We start from the raw sequence: 21,729 nt of genomic DNA on the forward strand, positions 1-21,729 counted from the left end.
TCGCTACCCAACAAGGGGTAGCTCACATGCTCTCCAATGACTCGACGCGATGTCGGAAAGCCTGTATTTTCACTACGCAAAAAGACGCTTCGTGAAAACACATGCACTATCGCTTCTGGGGACTACTCGACTCCTGTCTCGCAGCGGGAGTGCAAGCTTTGCTTGTGCTGGCAGGCGAAGCCTGTACTCCGATAGTCAGTAGCCTCCACACTTAACGATGACATAGCGAAAAAATATGACATTCCCACTTGTTTTTCTTACCGTGGGATTGTTGGGACAATATAGAGGGAGGGTTAGATTAGCTTGACCGTTTTTGATTGGTCAGTGCAATTCTCTTACCTTGCTGGAGACTGCGTGGATGTAAAAGTAGGTGTTTTAGGCGACGCATGGGGCAGCGTAGCGGTGTGTCGAGAGCAATACTGGCACTTCCGTGTGCCGAGAACCCGTGTCTGCCGTTTACGGGCGGACGCTGGTCTCTATACTCAGTTAGAAGTGGTAATGCGCACCCAAGCCGACATATTCCACTTTATCTTTATAAAATTGGCCGCTAGGCGTGAAGCCGTTATAGTATTCCGCAAGAATTTGAAGTTTCCGGCCTAATACCGTCAAATTTTCAAACTCAACGCCTGCCCTGGCTGATACATCGGTACTCCAGTTATTTTCGTCATAATTCTTGATGTCAGCTGCAACGATAGGCCGCATTGACCCAAAATCTATACGCCAAGGGCTTCGAAACTCAATACCGTATTGCGCCGACCATATCTTAAGGTCGGCGGGTTCTCTGTGGAACAGTCCGCCGCCGCCGCCATATAAGCGCACGCCATAGGGAAGTTCATAAGACAGTTTTAAGTCCGCACCTTCGTAACTGAGGTTCACGCGTTCGAATTTAGTGTCTATCTTGCGCAGCAGAAATTCGTCGCCAAGATGTGAACTTTGGTGATAAATACGGCCAAACGCGGAAAATTGACCGGCGCGCGCACTTGAATAGATTGCTGCAATAAAATCGGTGTTGACCAGATCAGACGATGAGGCACCCAGATTGAAGTCACTAAAGACTCCGGCTTGCAATCCTGCTTCCCATTGCGCAGTAGATTTTCCGAAGTTACTGCGGTAGAACGGTATCGTTTCACCGAAGCTGACAGAGCCTATATCTCGGCCATCAAAATTGTTGCTCTGGTAATTGCGGTAAGCAGCTGAGAAATGAGCCCAGCGTGTATCTGCCAATAACGGCTTGAATAAATGCCCATTGGGTAGAAGTCCTGTTGGTAATATGACTGATTCAGTAACTGCCGTAGTCCCATCATCGGCAACCTGAACAGCAGTTAAGCTGTTGTCTGTAGGCAGCTGGCTAGTGGTTTCCGCTGTCTTTACAGAATTAACACCAGGAACTTCCCATAATAGCTGTACCGCTTTGGCCCTGTCAGCATCTTCCAGGCCAGCTACCGGCAAGGTAATTACGCCATCTTTCACCGTTACCGGTATTTCAAGCTTTAAATTTTGTTTTAACGAGCCAGCGGCGTAACCGGCAATATAAGCGTCATCCGGCGGTGCGGCATAAGCAAAAGATGTCGCTGCCAGCATACCTGCCAGAACAGCCGTAAACCGTAAGTAAACCATTATTATTCGCCCGTTGTACTGGTATTGACGGTCAGTTCAGATTGTACTGATTGCACATTTTCCTGGCTACCGGCTACTTCCATCGCTCTGGCGATGTTTTTCTCGGAATCAACTGTGCCGCTCAACTTCACGAGGCCTTTATCTGTAGTCACCTCGATATGGGATGAGTAAAGAAAGGGATCATTTAAAATTGCTGTCTTAACCTTTGTGGTAATAACCGAGTCATCAATGTATTTTCCAGCGGTTTCGGCTTTATCAATGACCGACTCTTTTGCACCTTCAATTTTTTTTTCTGCTTTTTCTGTCGTTTGCTCGATCTTTTGTTCAGCTTTTTCAGCCGCACTATCAATTTCTTTTCCTGTCTTTTCTGCTGTGCCTTCTTGTTGGCAACCCGCCAATCCAAGTGCAGCAGATAAACAGGTAATGGCAAGAACTCTATTTGCTAAAATTGTTGTTTTCATGGGTTATTCCTTAAGATGTTGATTTTTTTAAAAGTGTATCACATGACATAGTGGCAAGTACGATAGAGAAATAAATAAATCTCTCTTTGCAATAAGCGTAACGAGTTTAAAGGCCATTCAAACTGTAACGACAAGATCAGGGTCGGTCTGTACGGTATCGTACATAAGATCTAAGTGGCTACTAGTTGAAACCGGTTTCAACGCTGGTATGCCCCTAAACTTCAATGTCCTTTTTCTGAGGATAGGGAGCAAGGTTTGCCGCGACACCATCGAGAGTTTCCTTGGCATTCAAGGTCAACTCCGCAGAATCCTATTTGAAACATTCACCTTATGAACACAAGTCTGACCAAGCATCCCGAACTATCAGTCTTGCTGCTTTTGGCGGTTTTAGGACATGGATCCAGGCGATAGGGAACATCGTCAGCGCACCCTGTCTGAATGTGCGGTACCGTACCGATTGAGACAAGTTTTGCCGTTAAAGTGTTCCAAGGTTTTAACGCGATCCCGTTTCGCCTCGTAGCAGGACTCTTAAGCTAAGGTGACTTGCTATTTGTCAGCAAATGGCGAATATTCAGCACCAGGCATATAACCGGTTGCGGGAACAGCACCTGATCGTTAGTCGAATCTTAGCTGGCTGGTTTTTGTATTTAGAATCTATCCTAACCTAATAGACCGTTCACCCTGAAGCCTGTCCTGAGCCTGTCGAAGGGTAGCGAAGGGGTTCTTCAGCCTACCGGAATGGACACTTAAATTGAAGATCAAGTCATATATTAAATTTTTTCTATTAATTGGAGATTTACTGATGAAACACCTTATTAGATTTTTTTCTGCATTTTTTTTGACCCTGACATTACTGACTGCCGCAGGTTGCGCATCGGTGGAAAAGCACGAGGGAACCGGGGAGTATGTTGACGACAGTGTCATTACCACCAAGGTCAAAGCCCTGTTACTCGATGAGCCCAACCTGCGATCTGGTCAGATCAACGTTGAAACCTTCAAGGGCGTGGTGCAATTGAGCGGCTTCGTGAACTCCAGTGCCGATATTGACAGGGCAATCGAAATTGCACGCAGCGTCAAAGGCGTGGAATCGGTAAAAAATGACATGCGGCTCAGATAAGCAGGAAACCAAAAGTTTTTTAACAAAGCGAAAAAAATATTTATCACGGAGGACACGAAGATCACGAAGAAAAGCAGTAACTTCATGTCCTCCGTGGTCTTCGTGGTGAATAAGAAATGTGGAAAGACTTTTGAACGGCCACTTAGGCGTGAGGCGATATTTTTGCCGTAAAGCTTATCTTGGGGGGTACAGCTCAAGCAATCGTAAAAATCAATCAACCAATTAGGGATGAAAATTAAAACTCAACCCTTTGCGCAATGGGCGACCGACCGGTCGCCCCTACAATTTATCATGTGCTCAAGTTATTTAGGTTTCATTCCCTAATGTTCGTAGTCGCCGCTTTACCTTCACGGACTTGATTTCATCCATTTGAGACGCATTGCCCGCCTATCAACGGCAGCGGCTTTATGTGTGACAGCGTACAGACAACGTTCGACTTTTACAGTAAGGTTTTGATTAATCTAAGTTAATATCGTGAATGCGGTGAACGGGTCCGCAGTGGCGCTTACTGATTTTGAGTCTTACTTTTACTGGCACCCAGGTTCTCAAATGATTATGTCGCCGTATATTGATTGTCCTGGATATCATAAGGCTATGCGTCATAGTCTTACGTAAGGAGGTGATTTCAAAAGTTAAATCCGCCAAAATAAACAATGAGGTAGTCAATGTCCACGTTAATGAATCTTCCCGTGGAAGCAGTAGTTCACGCCAGTTTGCTTACGGATCTCGATATTTATTTATTTAAGCAAGGCAGCGATTTTCGCCTGTATGAAAAACTGGGTTCGCACGGCATCACCGTTGATGGCGTAACAGGGACTTGCTTTGCAGTATGGGCGCCCAATGCCGCCGCCGTTTCGGTCATCGGCGACTTCAATCAGTGGGGTGCAACAATGAACGCCCTCTATCTACGTGGCGACGACTCGGGAATTTGGGAAGGATTTATTGCCGATGTCACGGCCGGGGCACTCTATAAATATCGACTTGTTTCCCGCGACGGGAACGTAGTCGATAAGGGCGATCCATTTGCTCTGTGCTGGGAAATACCGCCGTTAACCGCTTCCCGTGTCTGGGAACTGGATTATGCCTGGAATGACGAGGCATGGATGGCGCAGCGCGGCGAGAAAAACCGGCTGAACGCGCCTTGTTCCATTTACGAAGTGCATCTGGGTTCCTGGCGCCGTATTCCTGAAGACGGCAACCGCTTCCTCAGCTACCGCGAGATGGCAAAATGGCTGCCGAGTTACATCGCAGCGTTGAATTTCACCCACGTCGAGTTCCTGCCGCTGACAGAACATCCTTTTTACGGTTCCTGGGGCTACCAGACCACCGGCTATTTTGCGCCCACGGCACGCTATGGCACTCCGCAGGATTTCATGTTTCTGGTGGATAGCTTACATCAGCAGGGTATCGGCGTGATCATGGACTGGGTGCCAGCGCATTTTCCCGATGATGCCCACGGTCTTGCGCATTTCGATGGAACCTTTCTGTTCGAACATGCCGACCCGCGCCAAGGCTTTCAACCGGACTGGCATAGTTTCCTGTTCAATTACGGTCGGCACGAGGTACGCGCATTTCTGACCAGCAGTGCGTTGTTCTGGCTTGATAAATATCATATCGATGGACTACGCATGGACGCTGTAACGTCGATGCTTTACCTGGATTATGGCCGCAAGGACGGCGAATGGATTGCCAACCGCAATGGTGGCAGGGAGAACCTGGACGCGGTTACTTTTCTGCGCAAGCTGAACGAGGCTATCTATCGCGATTACCCCGATACGCAGACTTTCGCCGAAGAATCGACTGACTGGCCGATGGTCTCTCATCCTGCCAATACGGGCGGTCTGGGCTTTGGCCTGAAGTGGAATATGGGTTGGATGCATGACACGCTGGAGTATTTTTTAGAAGATCCGCTTGATCGAAAATATCACCACGCACAGCTTATTTTCAGCATCTGGTATGCATTTTCAGAGAACTTCGTGCTGCCTTTGTCGCACGACGAAGTAGTCTACGGCAAGCGTTCATTGATCGGAAAAATGCCCGGAGACGAATGGCAGCAGTTCGCCAATCTGCGTTTATTGTATGGCTATATGTGGGGGCATCCGGGCAAGAAGCTGTTGTTCATGGGTTGCGAATTCGGACAGAAACGCGAGTGGCAGCACGACGAGAGCCTGGAATGGGGGCTGCTGCAACAGCCGCAGCATGCCGGACTGCGGCGCTGGGTCGAGGATCTCAATCGTTTTTACCGCAATGAAGCGGCGCTCTATCAACAAGACTTCAGTCGAGACGGCTTTCAATGGATGGATTGTCACTACGCGGAAAAAAGTGTGCTGAGCTTTGTGCGCCGTGGCTATAACCCTGAGGATACGGTGTTGGTAGTCTGCAATTTTACCCCCATCGTTCGCGACAATTACTTGGTCGGAGTGCCCAGTGGCGGTTACTGGCATGAACTGCTCAACAGCGATATCGAACTTTATGGAGGCAGCGGCGTAGGCAATCTTGGCGGCGTTGAAGCGAGCTCCGTCTCTGCCGGTGACATGCATCATTCACTGATGCTGCGTCTTCCGCCACTGGGCGTGTTGTTCTTCAAACAGGGGAACAGGTCATGAACGGTTTGCCTTTACTCGATGGCAGACGGCGCGTCGTTATCGAAAATGTGCAAGCTGAAATCGATTCGGGGCGTTTTCCGATCAAGCGGGTCATTGGTCAGAACCTGAAGGTGGGAAACGATCATGGTGATATTGATTCATCGCCCCAAACGGTGAAAGCAAACCCTTGTAGGGGCGAATTCGTTCGCCCAAGCGTGAGATGCCGACCAAACAGGGCGAATGAATTCGTCCCTACAAGAAAGAGAAAGCTATGAACGAAACAAAACCCAACGAGATGAAAAAAACGCTCGTGGACAATACACCATGGATGGACGACCCACTCTGGTTTAAAGACGCCGTTATTTACGAACTGCACATCAAGGCTTTTTTTGACAGCGACAATAACGGCTCCGGAGATTTTTCCGGCTTGATCCAGAAGCTCGATTATCTCCAGAATTTAGGCGTGAATACGCTCTGGTTGTTACCCTTCTATCCTTCACCAATGCGCGACGACGGTTATGATATAGCCGACTATCGCAATATCCATCCCGATTACGGCACCATGGCCGATTTCAGGCAATTCATGAAGGAAGCGCACCGCCGCGGTTTCAAGGTCATTACCGAACTGGTCATCAATCACACTTCCGATCAGCATTCCTGGTTTCAGGCGGCGCGCCGGGCACCTGCCGGATCGAGCAAGCGTAATTTTTACGTATGGAGCGATACCAAGCAGAAATTTCCCGAGACGCGCATTATTTTCGAGGATACCGAAAAGTCGAACTGGACCTGGGACGATGAAGCCCATGCCTATTACTGGCATCGTTTCTTTTCCCATCAACCGGATCTCAATTTCAATAACCCACAGGTGGTCAAAGCGGTTATCAAATTGATGCGCTTTTGGTTGGATCAGGGTGTGGACGGCATGCGTCTGGACGCTATCCCCTATCTGTGCGTGCAGGAAGGCACCCAAAACGAAAACCTGCCGGAAACCCACGCCGTGATCAAACAAATGCGTGCGGTGGTTGATGAGCATTACCCGCACTGCGTATTTCTCGCCGAAGTCAATCAGTGGCCGGAAGACGTACGCGACTACTTCAGTGACGGCGATGAATGTCACATGGCTTACCATTTCCCGCTGATGCCGCGGATGTACATGGCCATCGCCCAGGAAGATCGTCATCCGATCGTCGACATCATGCGCCAGACTCCGGCTATTCCGGAAAACTGCCAATGGGCCATTTTTCTGCGCAATCACGACGAGCTTACTTTGGAGATGGTCACTGACAAAGAACGTGATTACATGTACCAGATGTATGTCGGTGATCCGCGCGCACGCTTGAACGTCGGCATTCGGCGCCGATTAGCGCCTCTGATGGACAATGAGATAGACAAAATCAAGCTGATGAACAGTTTGCTGCTGTCGATGCCGGGCTCGCCCATTATCTATTACGGCGACGAAATCGGCATGGGCGACAATTTCTTTCTGGGCGATCGCAATGGCGTGCGTACGCCCATGCAGTGGAGTCCGGATCGTAATGCCGGTTTCTCGCGCGCCGATCCGCAGCGCCTGTATCTGCCCCCGGTCATGGACACGGTGTATGGTTATGGGGCCGTCAATGTGGAGGCGCAGCTGCGTGATCGCTCCTCACTGTTAAATTGGATGCAGCGTGTATTGGCGTTGCGGGAAAATCATCAGGCTTTCGGGCGCGGCAAGCTGGTTTTTTTGCACCCCGGAAATCGCAAGATACTCGCCTATTTCAGATTATACCAAGACGATATTATTTTGTGCGTCGCCAACCTGTCGCGTGCCGCGCAAGCGGTCGAGCTTGATCTTTCGGCTTACAAGGGCTGCGTGCCGGTGGAAATGTTGGGACGCGCCGCTTTTCCGCCTATTGGCGAATTACCCTACCTGCTTACTTTGCCCGGCTATAACTACTATTGGTTCCGGCTGGCAAGCAGCGAAGAAGTTCCGGCTTGGCATGAGGAACATCTATTACCCGAGGACACACCGATGCTGGTACTGTTCGATGGTTGGCATAGCTTTTTCCGTCATCAGGTTGAATCCTGGCGTATTGCGATGGCGGAAAAGGCGCGTACCCAGCTCGAAGAAGACGCATTGCCGCGTTTTGTCGCAGCGCAACGCTGGTATGGAGGCAAGGGCGAGGCGATAAAACGAGTGGTCATGACCGACTATTCCGAGTGGGTCAATGCGGATCATAAGTGGCTGGTAGCCCTGTTCGATATTGAAGGCATGGGCGGAAAGCCGTTTACCTGCTTTTTGCCCCTCGCACTCACGTGGGAGAATGGCAACGAGGAACACATGCACGCCATGTTGCCTGTCACTGTTGCCAAAGTGCGCCAGCAGTCTCAAGTTGGAATCCTGGGAGATGCATTTGCTGACGGGGCATTTTGTCGGTCGGTGGTTGAGGCCATCGGCGCGCGTCAAACACTAGCCTGCGAACAAGGCTCTATTCGCTTTTCCCCCACCGACGCTTTCGCTGTACTCGACAGGCAGGCATTGGCCAGGCTACCCGTACGACCAACCGCCATTCAGGGCAGCAATACCGCGGTGGTGTTGGGTGAACAGTTATTCCTGAAAGGCTATCGGCATCTGCACATCGGTGCACGCCCGGAATTTGAGATCGGACGTTTTCTAACCGAAGTGGCGAAATTCCCCAATACGGTGCCCGTGCTTGGTGTCGTCGAGTATCAAGGCAGCGGCGGCAGCAACATGACGCTTGCGTTGCTGCAGGGCTATGTCGAAAACCAGGGCGACTGCTGGAGCTACACCCTGGATTACCTGGGGCGTTTTCTGGAAGAATGCCGCACCGCAGTCGAACCGGCAGCAGAAGCACATAGCGCCTATCTGCTGCTAATGCACACGCTCGGTCAGCGTACCGGTGAACTGCACAATGCGCTGGGTAAGGCGACCGGGGATTCGGCCTTCGATCCCGAAGCGGTTACCGACACCGATCTCGCCGACTGGGTACAGCAGGTGCAGGCAGAGGCGGCAACCACGCTGGACCTGCTTGAGCATCGAATGGAAGGACTTGCCGGGACTGCTCGCGAGTTAGCACAACTCTTGCTCACGCAACGCAATACACTTAAGGATCGTCTCAACGCCTGTATTTGCGGACAGCTTAACGCGGTCAAGACCCGCTACCACGGCGATTTTCATCTGGCACAAGTGCTGCTTACCCAGAATGATTTCGTGTTTACCGATTTTGAGGGTGAACCGGCACGCCCGTTCGCCGAGCGTTGCCGCAAACACTCGCCCTTGCGCGATGTGGCCGACATGCTGCGCTCGTTCAACTATGCCGCCCACACCTCGCTTGGGCAGGCTACCGCAGAACGACCCACGGATTTGGCAAAGTTTGAGCCTTGGGTCTGCGACTGGGAAGCCGAGGTTGGACGCGTTTTCCTCGCCGCCTATGATGAAGCAGTACACGGTTCCGGACTGTTCGCAGGGGATGCATCGTTGCGCGGCTTACTAAACCTGTTCCTGTTGGAAAAAATGCTTTACGAGCTGCGTTGCGAACTTGACGGCCGCCCGGATTGGGTAAGCATTCCGCTACGCGGCATCCTGTCGCTACTGCAACCGGTAATCTAACCAGCACCATCAAATGCAATGGAACGCAGATGACGCTGATGAATATGATAAACACAGATAATCTATTGAATCATAATGATCAGCGTCATCTGCGTTCTATTTTTGGTTGCTTAGTAGATTGTGATGGTTTATTTCTTGCCAGTTACCTTACAGTTTAACGTGAATTTTTCAAACGAGAGGACTCAACATGATTAAACCGATAACTTCAGTATGGCCGGGCCGTCCCTATCCGCGCGGGGCCTATTGGGATGGCGAAGGCGTGAATTTTGCCATTTTTTCCGAACATGCTGAAAAAATCGAGTTGTGCCTGTTCGATGCCAAGGGAAAGAGCGAAGTCCAGCGCATCGAACTGAAAGAGCGTACCGATTTTGTCTGGCACTGTTATCTGCCCGAACTCCGTCCAGGGATGCTTTATGGTTTCAGGGTGCACGGACCTTACCGACCGCAGGAAGGACATCGGTTCAATCCGCACAAGCTGCTGCTAGAACCCTATGCGAAAGATATAGTCGGAACGCCGCGCTGGAGCGACGCCCATTTCGGTTACAGCATCGGCAGCAAGCACGCCGATCTTTCTTTCAGTCGTCGCGACAATGCCAGCGTGATGCCGAAGTGTCGGGTTATCGATCAGACCTTCATCTGGGGAAACGATCAACCCCCCGATATTCAATGGCAGGATATGGTGATTTATGAGCTGCATGTCAAAGGCTTTACCATGCAACATCCGGATATTCCGCCCCAGTTTCGCGGCACTTATGCCGGATTGGCGATGGCTCCGGCCATCGAACACCTCAAGCGCCTGGGCGTGACCACGGTTGAACTGATGCCGGCGCATGCTTTCATCGATGATCGCCACCTGGTTGAACGAGGGCTGCGCAATTACTGGGGCTATAACTCGATTGGCTACCTGGCGCCCGATTCCCGTTATTCGGCGAGCGGCCAGATCAGCGAGTTTAAAACCATGGTCAAGGCGCTCCATAAGGCGGGCATTGAAGTCATTCTGGATGTGGTCTACAACCATACCGCCGAAGGCAATCAGCTGGGGCCGACGCTGTCCTTCCGCGGCATCGACAATGCTTCCTACTATCGCCTGGAAGCTAATAATCCTCGCTATTATAGAGACTACACCGGCTGCGGCAACACCCTGGACATGCGCCAGTCGTGCGTACTCCAGTTGATCATGGACAGCCTGCGTTATTGGGTGCTGGACATGCATGTGGACGGCTTCCGTTTCGATCTGGCTTCTGCATTGGCAAGAGAGTTGCACGAAGTCAACCAGTTGGGCACCTTCTTCAATACCATCCGTCAGGATCCTGTGCTGAGCACCATCAAGCTGATTGCCGAACCCTGGGATCTGGGCGAAGGCGGCTATCAAGTGGGCAATTTCCCGCTGGGTTGGTCGGAATGGAACGATAAGTATCGCGACAGTATTCGCGCCTATTGGAAAGGCGATGGCGGCTTGCTCGGGGAGATGGCGCAACGCTTGACAGGATCCAGCGACCTGTATGAACACAGCGGGCGATCTCATGCCAGCATCAATTTCATCAGTGCGCACGACGGCTTTACCTTGCATGACCTGGTGACCTACGACACCAAGCACAACGAGGCTAATCAGGAAGACAACGGCGATGGTAACGACAATAACCAGTCATGGAATTGCGGCGTCGAGGGCGAAACTGACGATCCTGAGATTAATGCCTTGCGTGCCCGCCAGAAACGCAACCTTCTCGCAACCCTGCTGTTTTCAAAAGGAGTTCCGATGCTGCTTGCAGGCGACGAGATGGGGCATACCCAGCAGGGCAATAACAACGCCTATTGTCAGGACAACGCAATTAGCTGGCTCTCGTGGGAACTGAAACAACAGGATAAGGATTTACTTGCATTCACCCGGCGTATTATCAGTTTGCGTAACGAGCATCCCTTGTTCCGGCGACGTTATTTCTTTCAGGGACGCCCTATTCGCGGCGCCGAGGTAAAAGATCTGGCCTGGCTCAATCCGGATGGGTCGGAAATGAGCGATGAAGACTGGAATCAGTCATTTTCGCGTTGCCTGGGCGTGCATTTTGTCGGCGATTCCTTGTTTGAAACCGACGGGCGCGGACGGCGTTTAATCGACGATAATTTACTGTTGCTGATCAACGCACATCATGAAGACATTGCCTTCACGCTGCCGGAATTCGATGGGCATCACGCTTGGGATGTATTGCTCGATACCTTTGATGCCACCGGCACCCCCGAATCTTCCCGCTACAAAGCCGGACAAGGCTACCCCGTGCATGGACGATCACTGGTGCTGTTGAAACAAGGCAAAAATCGATGAGAAGAGCGCACGATATGCCTTTTGGCGCCTGCATGCTGCCTGACGGCCGCATCCGTTTCCGCCTGTGGGCACCGGCGGTCAGACAGGTCGAGCTCATACTGGAAAATAACACCGGCAAAGAAATTAGCTTGGCGATGCACCCGCTTGCAGACGGCTGGTTCCAGCTTGAGACTTTGCCGTTACAGGCGGCATCCGGGACCCTATATCATTACCGTCTGGACGGCGGGCTGATCGTACCCGATCCGGCGTCGCGCGCCAACCCCCAAGACGTGCACGGCCCCAGTCAGGTCGTCGATGCGACCGCCTTTATCTGGCAGGACGATGCCTGGAATGGCCGTCCCTGGCATGAAGCGGTCATCTATGAACTGCATCTGGGCACCTTCACCGATGAGGGTACCTTTAGCGCCGCCATCCAGCGTCTCGACTATCTGGTGGAATTAGGCATTACCGCCATTGAGCTGATGCCGGTGGCGGATTTTCCGGGCACACGCAACTGGGGCTACGACGGCGCACTGCTGTTTGCGCCCGACAGCGGTTACGGCAGTCCGGACGAACTGAAGGCACTGGTGCTGGCGGCGCATGCGCGCGGCTTGATGGTGTTGCTCGACGTGGTGTACAACCACTTCGGGCCGGACGGCAATTATCTTCATGCCTATGCGCCGCAGTTCTTTAGCGAGCGCCATCACACCCCGTGGGGCGCGGCCATTAATTTTGACGGCAACGACAGCCGCATAGTGCGCGATTTTTTTATTCATAACGCGTTGTACTGGCTTGAGGAATATCATTTCGACGGTCTGCGGCTCGATGCGGTGCATGCCATTGTCGACGACAGTCGGCCGGACATCGTCGAAGAGCTGGCGGCAGCGGTACAGGCAGGGCCTGGACGCACCCGTCAGGTATACCTGATACTTGAGAATGACGCCAATGCAGCCGGCTATCTACAACAGGGAACCATTGCCGCCCAGTGGAACGACGATAGTCACCATGCCCTGCACCTGCTGTTGACCGGCGAACACGACGGCTACTATGCCGATTATGCCGTTCAGCCGATACGCCATCTGGCACGTTGTCTGGCTGAAGGCTTTGCCTTCCAGGGCGAGCCTTCACCGTTTCGCGAGGGTCGGCTGCGCGGCGAACCTAGCGGACACCTGCCGCCCGGCGCTTTCATCAATTTCATCCAGACACACGACCAGATAGGCAACCGCGCTTACGGCGAACGCATTGCGATGCTGGCGCAACAAAAGCCGCTGCAAGTTGCGCTGGCTGTGTTGCTGCTGGCACCATCGCCGCCGATGCTGTTCATGGGCGAGGAATTTGCTGCGGCAACGCCGTTCCAGTTTTTCTGCGATTTCCAGGGTGAACTGGCCGACGCAGTCACCGAAGGACGACGTCGAGAATTCGCCGGTTTCCGAAAATTTTCCGATCCCGCTGCGCGTGCAGCTATTCCCGATCCTAACGATCCGGCTACCTTTGTGCGCTGCAAGCTCAATTGGGACTGTCTGGACGAGCCGCAACACAAAGTTTGGCTTGAGCATTACAAGAATTTACTGACGCTACGAGGTACCCATGTGGTACCACGTTTGCCGGGCATGGGCGGCGGCGCCGAATTCGAATTAATTGGAACTTCCGGACTGGTGGTGCGCTGGCGTCTGGGTGACGGTGCCCGGCTGACGCTGTTGGCCAATCTGGGCGATAGTCCGGTCGAAGGTGTCATCGATTTTACCGGTACGGCTTTCTATCTTAGCCACCCCGACCTGCCGGAAATTTTTGCCGCCGGGCGTATGCCGTCCTGGTGTGCGGCCTGGTTCATCGAGGAAGACGCTATATGAAACATCCCAAGACGCCTGAAAACGCACCGGCTACGCTGCCGTCTGCACTGTCGGATAGTGGCTCTCGCTGGCTATTGGCACAGGAACACAGTGAGCGTGAAAAGACCTTATCCCAGCCGCCCGAACCGCGTATTCCATTATCCACCTATCGTTTGCAATTCAACCGCGATTTCACCTTTAATCAGGCGCGCGAAATTGTTCCCTACTTGAGCGCGTTGGGCATTTCACACCTGTATGCCTCACCCTATTTTAAGGCGCGGCCGGGTAGTCGGCATGGCTACGACATCATCGATCACAATATGCTGAATCCCGAGATCGGCACGGACGAGGAGTTTGAGCAGCTTTGCGCCACCCTCGCCGAGCACGGCATGGGGCAGATACTCGATGTGGTGCCTAATCATATGGGCGTACAAGGCGGCAATAATGCCTGGTGGCTGGACATACTGGAAAACGGTCCGGCATCCGTGTATGCCGGGTTCTTCGATATTGACTGGGCGCCGATCAAGGCTAAGCTGTATGGCAAGGTGCTATTGCCGGTGCTGGGTAACTCTTATGGTGCGGTGCTGGACAATGCCGAATTACAACTGCGCTTTGCTGCGGAACACGGTGAATTTGCCATTTATTACCACGAGAACCACTTTCCGGTAGATCCGGCCGAATACCCGCATATCCTGGCCTATCGCATAGATACCTTCAGCGCAAGCTTAGGTCAGGACAATGCGTTACTGATGGAATACCAGAGCCTGGTAACGGCATTCCGTCATCTTCCGCACCGTGATGAAGTCTTGTCTGAACGTCAGCTTGAGCGCAGGCGTGACAAGGAAGTGTATAAGCGTCATCTTGCCGGTCTCGTTAAGCAATCTTCCGACATCGCCGGTTTTCTGCAAGAAAATCTGTGCATCTTCAACGGCACGGCAGGGCAATCATCCAGTTTCGATCAGCTCCATCACTTGCTTGAGGCTCAAGCTTACCGACTGACGTTTTGGCGGGTAGCCGCAGACGAAATTAATTACCGGCGGTTTTTCGATATCAACGATCTTGCCGGGCTACGTATGGAAAACGACGACGTTTTCGATGCAACCCATCAGTTAGTGCTGCGACTGGTTCGGGAAGGCAAGCTGGAGGGTCTGCGTCTGGATCATCCGGACGGACTGTACGATCCGGAGGCGTATTTTTGCCAGCTGGTCGAGCAATGTCGTCGCGTCGGTCACACGCCTTATCTGGTGGTGGAAAAAATCCTGGCGGTACGCGAGGATTTGCGTAACAGTTGGCCGGTGCAGGGTACTACGGGCTACGAATTCACTAATCTGCTCAACGGGCTGTTTGTGGTTACCGGTGCCGCCGAGCGGATGACGCGCCTGTATAACAGTTTCATCGGGGAACATGTCAATTTCGATGACCTGCTCTACCGTTCCAAGCAGCTTATCATGAAGACCTCGCTATCGGCGGAGCTGAATGTGTTGGCCAACCAGCTCTCGAAAATCGCCGAAGCCGACCGTCATACCCGCGATTACACGCTGAACGGATTGCGCTCGGCATTGGCTGAAATAGTCGCGTGCTTCCCGGTTTATCGTGGTTACATCAGCGACCGCGAAGTGGGAACGGAAGATCTTCGTAACATCGAACAGGCAACGGCAGCGGCTAAACGCAGGAGTACAACGGCAGATATCAGTGTTTTCGATTTTCTGCGTGAGGTACTCACACTTGCCGCAGCCGATCGGAAATCACCGGCGTACTATCAGCAGGTACTTGCATTTGCGATGAAATTCCAGCAATTCACCAGCCCGGTTATGGCGAAAGGACTGGAGGACACCAGTGCCTATATCTATCACCGTTTGCTGTCGCTCAACGAAGTCGGCGGCGACCCGCGTCGATTCGGGGTGACGCTTACCGCATTCCATCGAGCTAACCAAACGCGGGCAAAGAACTGGCCGCATGCGATGTTGACCACGTCCACTCATGACACCAAGCGCAGCGAGGATGTGCGTGCGCGCCTCAATGTGCTGTCTGAAATACCGGCTGCCTGGCGACTGGCGTTACGACATTGGAGTCGCGCCAATCGCAGTCTCAAGCTCACGGTGGACGGGATGCCGATGCCCACGCCGAACGATGAATATTTCATCTATCAAACCTTGTTGGGTATCTGGCCGCCCGGCGAACCGGACACCGATGAAATGGCGCGTTTTAGCGTCCGGATGGCGGAATATCTGCTCAAAGCGGTGCGTGAAGCTAAGGTACATACCAGCTGGATAAATCCCAATACAGCGTATGAAGATGCCGTCGTTGCATTCGCCGATAGGCTGATCAATGCGCCTGAGGAAAGTGCGTTTCTGGCCGATTTTCTGCCTTTTCAGCGACGAATTGCGCGGCTAGGGCTATTCAACAGCCTGTCGCAGACATTGATCAAGCTCACTGTGCCGGGGGTGCCGGATATTTATCAAGGTTGCGAATGTTGGGATTTCAGCTTGGTGGACCCCGATAATCGACGGCCGGTTGACTTCGGTCACCGCCTAGCCTCGCTCGATGCCTTGCAGACGCTTGCTACACTGGAATCGCAACAACGCAGTGCTGGGGTGCGCGCATTATGCGACACGCTGGAAGACGGCAAGGCAAAATTGCTGGTGGTCAGAACGGCGCTGGCGTTGCGGCAACGCTGGCCGGAAGTGTTTTTGCAAGGAAGCTATTTGCCGCTGGCCGTCAAGGGAGAACATGCTGCTCATTTATGCGCCTATGCACGCATTGCCGGTGAGCGTATCGTCATTACAGTGGCGCCGCGTTTCTTCGCACAGCTGTTGAGTGAAGCCGACAGGCTGCCTCTGGGAGAAAAGGTTTGGGCCAATACCACAGTGAACTTACCTTTTCATCAGCACGATAGTCAATACTCATGCGCCTTCACCGGGAAGGTGCTGAAGCCGCAACAGCATTTATCCGGATGGCGCTTACCCGTTGCACAACTGCTGGCAGACTTTCCGGTGGGACTAATCACCCGTGAAACGAAGTGAAGTCGAATGGTATCGGATAAATGCTGTATCCCATCAAAAACGCCGGAACAAATGAGTATATCACTATCCTATGACCCCGTTCGGTCATGCAGTCATGATCAACAAAGCGTAAATGGCCGCTGTATTGAGGAACAGTCAGATTCGCTGGATTGTTTTCTGACGGCTTTATCGCCATAAACCATCCTGATAATTTCCTTTTTGGCTTCCAGCCAGTCACGAAGCTCGTTCCCAGGCGTAAAAGCGCGTTTTTCCGCTTTGTAATAGGCTGCTTCGGCGATCATCGACTTAAGACTCAAGTCAAGTTCGTATACAGGAGCGGGGTTCTCCGGGCTAAAGCCGAATTTTACCAGGCCAAAAACGGTTTGTGGCGAGCTGTTTTTAATGCCTATTTCCTCGGGCTCCAGTTCCGCCAAGGTGCCGAAAAGACGATCCCATAACGAAAAGACTGCGCCGTAATTAGTGTCGTGTTCGTGACGCTCGGTTGAATGGTGGGCGCGGTGCAAATAGGGCGCGATGATGACCTGTCCCAATTGTTTCTCTCCGCGAAATGAAATATTGGTGTGATGAAACATGATGAACAAGGTTAATAGGGCTTCATTAGTGAGTGCCATCGTTTGGTTTACACCCAGGATGATAATGTACGCCGATTTCAGCATGGTGATGATTAACAGCTCCACAATGTGCAGCCGGAATGCGGTTGAAACATTCAAATACGGATCGTTGTGGTGCACTTTGTGAAACAGCCACAGGCAATCAAAGCTGTGACTGGCTTTATGCCAGCAATAGAGCATCAAATCGAGCAATAGAAACGACAGCAGGGCTTTCCATGCAGGATTGGCGATATAACTTAGCAGCCCCCGATCTGAATAATGTTCGGCCACCATCAACAAGGGTGTTGCCGACAATAACGAAATAACGATACTGTTAAAAATGAACAGGCTGACATTAGTTTGATAAGACTGACGCGATTGTTTAAGGGATAAGTTGCGCTTGGGATAGTTAAGCTCAAGAGCCGATAGCACGACAAAGGCAATAAGCAGGATAAATGTCGCCAATTCTCCTGACATGCTTGATAGCCATGTTAAATAGGACTTAACCAAGGTGATTAATGACATGATTTCGCTGGACATTGACTTTTCCTCGATATAAAACTGCGTGAACCTAATGCAACGATATCTTAAGTAAAGCGGGTGACAATTTGATGAAAAAGGTTGAGTGGTAAATTCGGATATGCGCTGCTGATTTACTTAAGGAAATACTTTGATAGCTTTGATTAAATAAAAGCAAAATCCACGCCATAAACTTTTTTGATCTCGCAAGTCCGCAAGGCGCTACTCAAAATTTCCTGCAAGTCATGATTGTCAAAGGTTTTTGGTCTATGAAGAGGAAAGGGGATTGCCGACAGCGTTGGGGGAAAGTTTATTTTTTAGCCGCGAGATTGCCTCAGTCCGGTGCAATTGTTCTTTTTTACGCACCTTTCCAACACCAAAACAACAAAAGTATATGAATTTGCCATTAAACGTTAAATTTATCTTCAATTTTTTGTTTGTAGTTTAAATAATGGATGGTTTGTAGTTGCTCAAGGTTGTCGATTCGAAATGCAGAAAGAGGCAAGTCTATATCGGTGATGTGAATTGGATAATGATTCTTAACATTCCTGAATTGGAGTATATGTTGATAAGCGGCATAAAAGATTTGATTACCGTGATCTAGCGAAGAAAATTCTTTTTCATTACAGTAGATCGTATAAATAATGCCCTTGTCGGTATCTTCACCCGTTATGCGTAAGTTTAATTCCTGAGTTGAAGAGCTTGTATCCAGTTGTACCGGATCAGATGAAAAGATGCCGACAGGACTCCTCTCGATTGCGTAATATTCAATGGTCAAAAAGTTTTCAAACAGAGCGCGGCTGATAATCGACTCTAAAAAAATGGAGTATTGTTTTAGCAGACGGCTGGCACTAGCCTTGTTATGCCGTTGGGTATACAAGGCTCCTTTTTCATCAACAATATATATGCCAATGTTCGTATTATATTCATAATAAAAAAGCTGGATGACTTGCGGCCTATTCAGCGAGTAAATAAGAGGGATCGGTGTATTTTCGAGGGTCGCGTGATCAAAATGAATGGTGCTGAATTGTTCCTGCGGGCGGGCCAATTCGTTTAACAGCAGTTTTTCAGAGGCTAGTGCCTGGTAATTTAGCGTTTTATTCACTGACTGGAAAACATAAAATGAGGTTCCTCCAGGCAAAATATAACGGGGGGAGCGATTATGCTGCGGCGTGGAGAAAAGTTTAACCAAGATGCTAAAGAGTGCCTCAATGCGGAAGATAATGTCTCTAGCCCGGTTCGGCGTGTGACAAACAAACTTCACATTGCTCAAAGACAGCGGTTTTTGGTGGTTATTAATGATGTCTGTTAAACACTTAAATAATCCATCCAAGCCGTTTTCATGACTGGTGGTAATCTCGCTCCAGCTGGATAATGAAACTTGACTGATGGTTTGAATAAAGCACTGCCGGTTTGCGCCATAACTCAGTGGGTCAGACCGCTTACTGATAACGCACAGGCGCTCGTTATCTGAGATCCCCATGTTGATCAGAACCATTGAATACAGCGGGGTCTTTTGGGTTTGGTAGACATCCAGCGGAGCGTCGAAGATAAAGTTCTGGGTTAAAAATGTTGTGATCTGCCTCAAGATTGAACGTAGCTCTGGATCCGACATATTAAGAGAATGTGAGCTGAAATTGATTAGCAACTGTTTGTGATAGAGGCCATTGATGACTAACCAGCAAAGGGTCTCTATTAAAGTCCGGCATTTTTGTATCGGCTCAAAATCTTTGGCAGTCGTCATTTGTACGTATTTTAGATATAAAGCCCATCCACTGTTGTTACCCGTAGGGCTGTTTTCTACGATAGATAATGCGTTTTCTTTTGAGTGAACTTCAGAATGCGTGGTAATGATTTCGATCTTACCCGGTTTTTTTTCTAAAAATGAATGAAGCTTCCTGCCTATCAGATTAAGATCATCACTGTTTTCCTGGTTTGGCCTCACATGGTCTCTGGCGAAGCCCATGATCATGCGGTAACTGTGAGTCAGTTGCTGCACTATAATGGCATGTTCTGCTGTGGCTTTTTGTATATTCCATGATCGTGTATGTTTAAGCCCATCAATCGTGGTTGTAGGCCAATTCCAGCATTTAGCAATATGTTGGATGTATTGTTCTCTGGATGCACGGGTTGAGGCATCCATAGTATTGTCGGATGAGCCCATGACTTTTAAATAAAAATTCTGGCGAGCCAAGGCTAATCTGTCGTGACTATGCGCTTTTTGCAAATATCTTTCGACTTTCTGGTAAATGAGAAAATACGGATCGAGATCGGTTATTAGAAAATTGCCCTGAAAAACGGCCTTTTTAATGTCTTGGCATAGCCATTCGGTCAGAGGGTATTCGCTGGCATAGCATTCCATTAATAGCAGTTTCAATAATGACTTGTGCGGAGAATGTAGTGCTTTATAAAGGTGCCAAAGGGTTGCGCTGGTAAATTCCTCGGCCGGGACTGCTTCAAAACCACCAAAATCGATAAGCTCATGCTCGGGAATGAAGCGATTACTGGTCAGATGTTCGATATAGCGAGTGTAATTGCCTTCTTCATGAGGAGGAACCAGCCACCATGCAGGGCTTTTTCCAGCAATGTAAATTGCCGTCCGGTAAAATTCTTCAAGCAGCAGATAATGCTGCGCTTGACCACTACTTTCAGTAGAAATCGGCGTGTTTTGGCCGAGTCGAAATTGTCTGCTGTCCATCAGGAAAAAATGGACTTCCAATCCTAATGATTCGGCCCAGATTTCTATAGCAGAGGCTTTTTGTTGCAGCTCATCGATAGCGCTGGCAGCTAAGTCGGATTGATGACATAACCAGATGTCCATGTCGCTGTTTCTTGAAAAGGCAATGCTACCGACACTGCCCATTAAAAACAATCCTTCAATAGGGTAACTATGGGATGGCGCACGAGTATAACTGAAATTTTTTGCAAACTGTCTGGCGGAATTTATTGTTTGAATGCCAGGATTGTATTCCGGTATTCCTGCGGGGGTGGCTGAGGAAATAAATCCCGGCAACGTCGTAAAGTTACCATGAAAAAGCAAAGGCAATAACGCTAAGAATATTTGCTGACGAGGCTGCAAAAATTCTTGAACACGCTGTTCACGAAGCTGGTTCAAACGTTTAAATCGTCGCTTGATCGTCTGAAGGTCTTGTATGCTGATTTCTTCGCCGGGCGAGCCTAAATGGATGGATAGCTCTTGGTGTGATTTAATCATGGTGAAAATGTATAGATATGTCGTGCTGTTTGGATTGAAAAAAGCATGAAACAATATCAGCTAATCTTTTTCATTTCCGCTATTTGTCGATTGCACTTATGAAGCTAAGCTAGCATTAAAGCGGGTGTTGATTTCAGGGAATGTCATTTGTTTTTACCATGAAGAGCATGAAGGGCTTGAAGAATTTACTGTATTTACTTCCTTCATTATCTTCATGTCCTTCATGGTCATAAAAACAAGATATAAACTGGATAAAGGACCAATGAGACATTGTTACGCATCGGCACTCATTGGAGCTGAAAGCTCATAAAATATGAGGTAGAGTATAAGCCGCGCTCTGGTTAAGCGCAATGTCAGGCAAGAACATCAACGAACGAGTTTGAATAAGGTGTCTACGGACGTTAAGCGCATTCGCCGATGTCTTCAAGCCAAAGCTGCGGCGATTGCTCGATGAAGCGCCGCATCAGCGCGATACAACCGGCATCGTTCATTTCGATGATCTTTACTCCGGCATCTTTGAGCCAATCCAAGTGGCCTTCAAAATTGACCGATTCTCCGATTACGACTGTACCGATATTAAACTGCCGGATCAAACCCGAGCAATACCAGCAAGGTGCTAAGGTCGTCACTAAAATCTTGTCGCGATAATCGGTTTGACGACCGGCGTTACGAAAGGCATCGGTTTCACCGTGGACGGACGGATCGCTGTCCTGCACCCGGCGGTTGCGCCCGCGTCCGAGCAGGTTGCCGGTAGCGTCGAACAGCGCCGCGCCGACCGGTACGCCGCCTTCATCAAAGCCGGTTTGCGCTTCAGCAAACGCCACGGACAGCATGTTTGCATAGTTCATCTGGGTATATCGTTTATTGT

The 21,729-nt window shown here is 50.4% G+C and carries 12 protein-coding genes; 7 read left to right on the forward strand and 5 right to left on the reverse strand.

What is annotated here, in order from left to right; translation table 11 throughout:
* Nucleotides 1-486: 486 nt before the first annotated feature.
* The gene (locus tag RW114_RS08705; RefSeq protein ID WP_340122361.1) at nt 487-1,617 is read right to left on the reverse strand and encodes a DUF1207 domain-containing protein; all 1,131 of its coding nucleotides are present in this window, start codon (nt 1,615-1,617) and stop codon (nt 487-489) included.
* A gap of 2 nt (nt 1,618-1,619) precedes the next feature.
* Nucleotides 1,620-2,078, reverse strand: coding sequence for a BON domain-containing protein (locus RW114_RS08710; protein WP_340122362.1), 459 nt, complete (start codon nt 2,076-2,078; stop codon nt 1,620-1,622).
* Between the two features lie 802 nt (nt 2,079-2,880).
* Here RW114_RS08710 and RW114_RS08715 point away from each other — a divergent pair.
* From RW114_RS08715 to treY, 7 genes are all read left to right on the forward strand, one after another.
* Entirely contained in the window at nt 2,881-3,195 is a 315-nt protein-coding gene (locus RW114_RS08715) for a BON domain-containing protein (RefSeq protein WP_340122363.1), read from the forward strand.
* A 665-nt stretch (nt 3,196-3,860) separates the two neighbouring features.
* A complete protein-coding gene (gene glgB, locus RW114_RS08720; protein ID WP_340122364.1) occupies nt 3,861-5,801 on the forward strand; it encodes a 1,4-alpha-glucan branching protein GlgB in 1,941 nt (646 codons plus the stop codon).
* A complete protein-coding gene (locus RW114_RS08725) occupies nt 5,798-6,055 on the forward strand; it encodes a maltotransferase domain-containing protein (RefSeq protein WP_340122365.1) in 258 nt (85 codons plus the stop codon). Before glgB ends, RW114_RS08725 begins: the two co-directional genes overlap by 4 nt.
* Nucleotides 6,052-9,390, forward strand: a complete 3,339-nt coding sequence (gene treS, locus RW114_RS08730) for a maltose alpha-D-glucosyltransferase (RefSeq protein ID WP_340122366.1) — start codon at nt 6,052-6,054, stop codon at nt 9,388-9,390. Before RW114_RS08725 ends, treS begins: the two co-directional genes overlap by 4 nt.
* Before the next feature lie 187 nt (nt 9,391-9,577).
* Nucleotides 9,578-11,707, forward strand: coding sequence for a glycogen debranching protein GlgX (glgX, locus tag RW114_RS08735; RefSeq protein ID WP_340122367.1), 2,130 nt, complete (start codon nt 9,578-9,580; stop codon nt 11,705-11,707).
* Nucleotides 11,704-13,536, forward strand: a complete 1,833-nt coding sequence (gene treZ / locus RW114_RS08740) for a malto-oligosyltrehalose trehalohydrolase (protein ID WP_340122368.1) — start codon at nt 11,704-11,706, stop codon at nt 13,534-13,536. The genes glgX and treZ overlap by 4 nt, the downstream gene beginning before the upstream one ends.
* On the forward strand, nt 13,533-16,538 hold the full coding sequence (treY, locus tag RW114_RS08745; protein ID WP_340122369.1) for a malto-oligosyltrehalose synthase: 3,006 nt from the start codon (nt 13,533-13,535) through the stop codon (nt 16,536-16,538). The genes treZ and treY overlap by 4 nt, the downstream gene beginning before the upstream one ends.
* A gap of 98 nt (nt 16,539-16,636) precedes the next feature.
* Here treY and RW114_RS08750 read toward each other — a convergent pair whose 3' ends face one another.
* From RW114_RS08750 to RW114_RS08760, 3 genes are all read right to left on the reverse strand, one after another.
* Nucleotides 16,637-17,668: a sterol desaturase family protein gene (locus RW114_RS08750; RefSeq protein WP_340122370.1), complete on the reverse strand. Its 1,032-nt coding sequence runs from the start codon at nt 17,666-17,668 to the stop codon at nt 16,637-16,639.
* Nucleotides 17,669-18,053: 385 nt separating this feature from the next.
* Nucleotides 18,054-20,861, reverse strand: a complete 2,808-nt coding sequence (locus RW114_RS08755; protein WP_340122371.1) for a class I adenylate cyclase — start codon at nt 20,859-20,861, stop codon at nt 18,054-18,056.
* Nucleotides 20,862-21,262: 401 nt separating this feature from the next.
* A complete protein-coding gene (locus RW114_RS08760) occupies nt 21,263-21,709 on the reverse strand; it encodes a nucleoside deaminase (protein WP_340122372.1) in 447 nt (148 codons plus the stop codon).
* Between the last annotated feature and the right edge of the window lie 20 nt (nt 21,710-21,729).

This window comes from Methylobacter svalbardensis (assembly GCF_037671525.1).
Taxonomy (GTDB): Bacteria; Pseudomonadota; Gammaproteobacteria; order Methylococcales; family Methylomonadaceae; genus Methylobacter_A; species Methylobacter_A svalbardensis.

What these genes read in the sequence shown, in the direction of transcription:
- RW114_RS08725 (WP_340122365.1), top strand. Translation starts at nt 5,798, where the DNA reads ATGAACGGTTTGCCTTTACTCGATGGCAGACGGCGCGTCGTTATCGAA.
- treY (WP_340122369.1), top strand. Translation starts at nt 13,533, where the DNA reads ATGAAACATCCCAAGACGCCTGAAAACGCACCGGCTACGCTGCCGTCT.
- RW114_RS08705 (WP_340122361.1), bottom strand. Translation starts at nt 1,617, where the DNA reads ATGGTTTACTTACGGTTTACGGCTGTTCTGGCAGGTATGCTGGCAGCG.
- RW114_RS08715 (WP_340122363.1), top strand. Translation starts at nt 2,881, where the DNA reads ATGAAACACCTTATTAGATTTTTTTCTGCATTTTTTTTGACCCTGACA.
- glgB (WP_340122364.1), top strand. Translation starts at nt 3,861, where the DNA reads ATGTCCACGTTAATGAATCTTCCCGTGGAAGCAGTAGTTCACGCCAGT.
- RW114_RS08750 (WP_340122370.1), bottom strand. Translation starts at nt 17,668, where the DNA reads ATGTCCAGCGAAATCATGTCATTAATCACCTTGGTTAAGTCCTATTTA.
- RW114_RS08760 (WP_340122372.1), bottom strand. Translation starts at nt 21,709, where the DNA reads ATGAACTATGCAAACATGCTGTCCGTGGCGTTTGCTGAAGCGCAAACC.
- treS (WP_340122366.1), top strand. Translation starts at nt 6,052, where the DNA reads ATGAACGAAACAAAACCCAACGAGATGAAAAAAACGCTCGTGGACAAT.
- RW114_RS08755 (WP_340122371.1), bottom strand. Translation starts at nt 20,861, where the DNA reads ATGATTAAATCACACCAAGAGCTATCCATCCATTTAGGCTCGCCCGGC.
- glgX (WP_340122367.1), top strand. Translation starts at nt 9,578, where the DNA reads ATGATTAAACCGATAACTTCAGTATGGCCGGGCCGTCCCTATCCGCGC.
- treZ (WP_340122368.1), top strand. Translation starts at nt 11,704, where the DNA reads ATGAGAAGAGCGCACGATATGCCTTTTGGCGCCTGCATGCTGCCTGAC.
- RW114_RS08710 (WP_340122362.1), bottom strand. Translation starts at nt 2,078, where the DNA reads ATGAAAACAACAATTTTAGCAAATAGAGTTCTTGCCATTACCTGTTTA.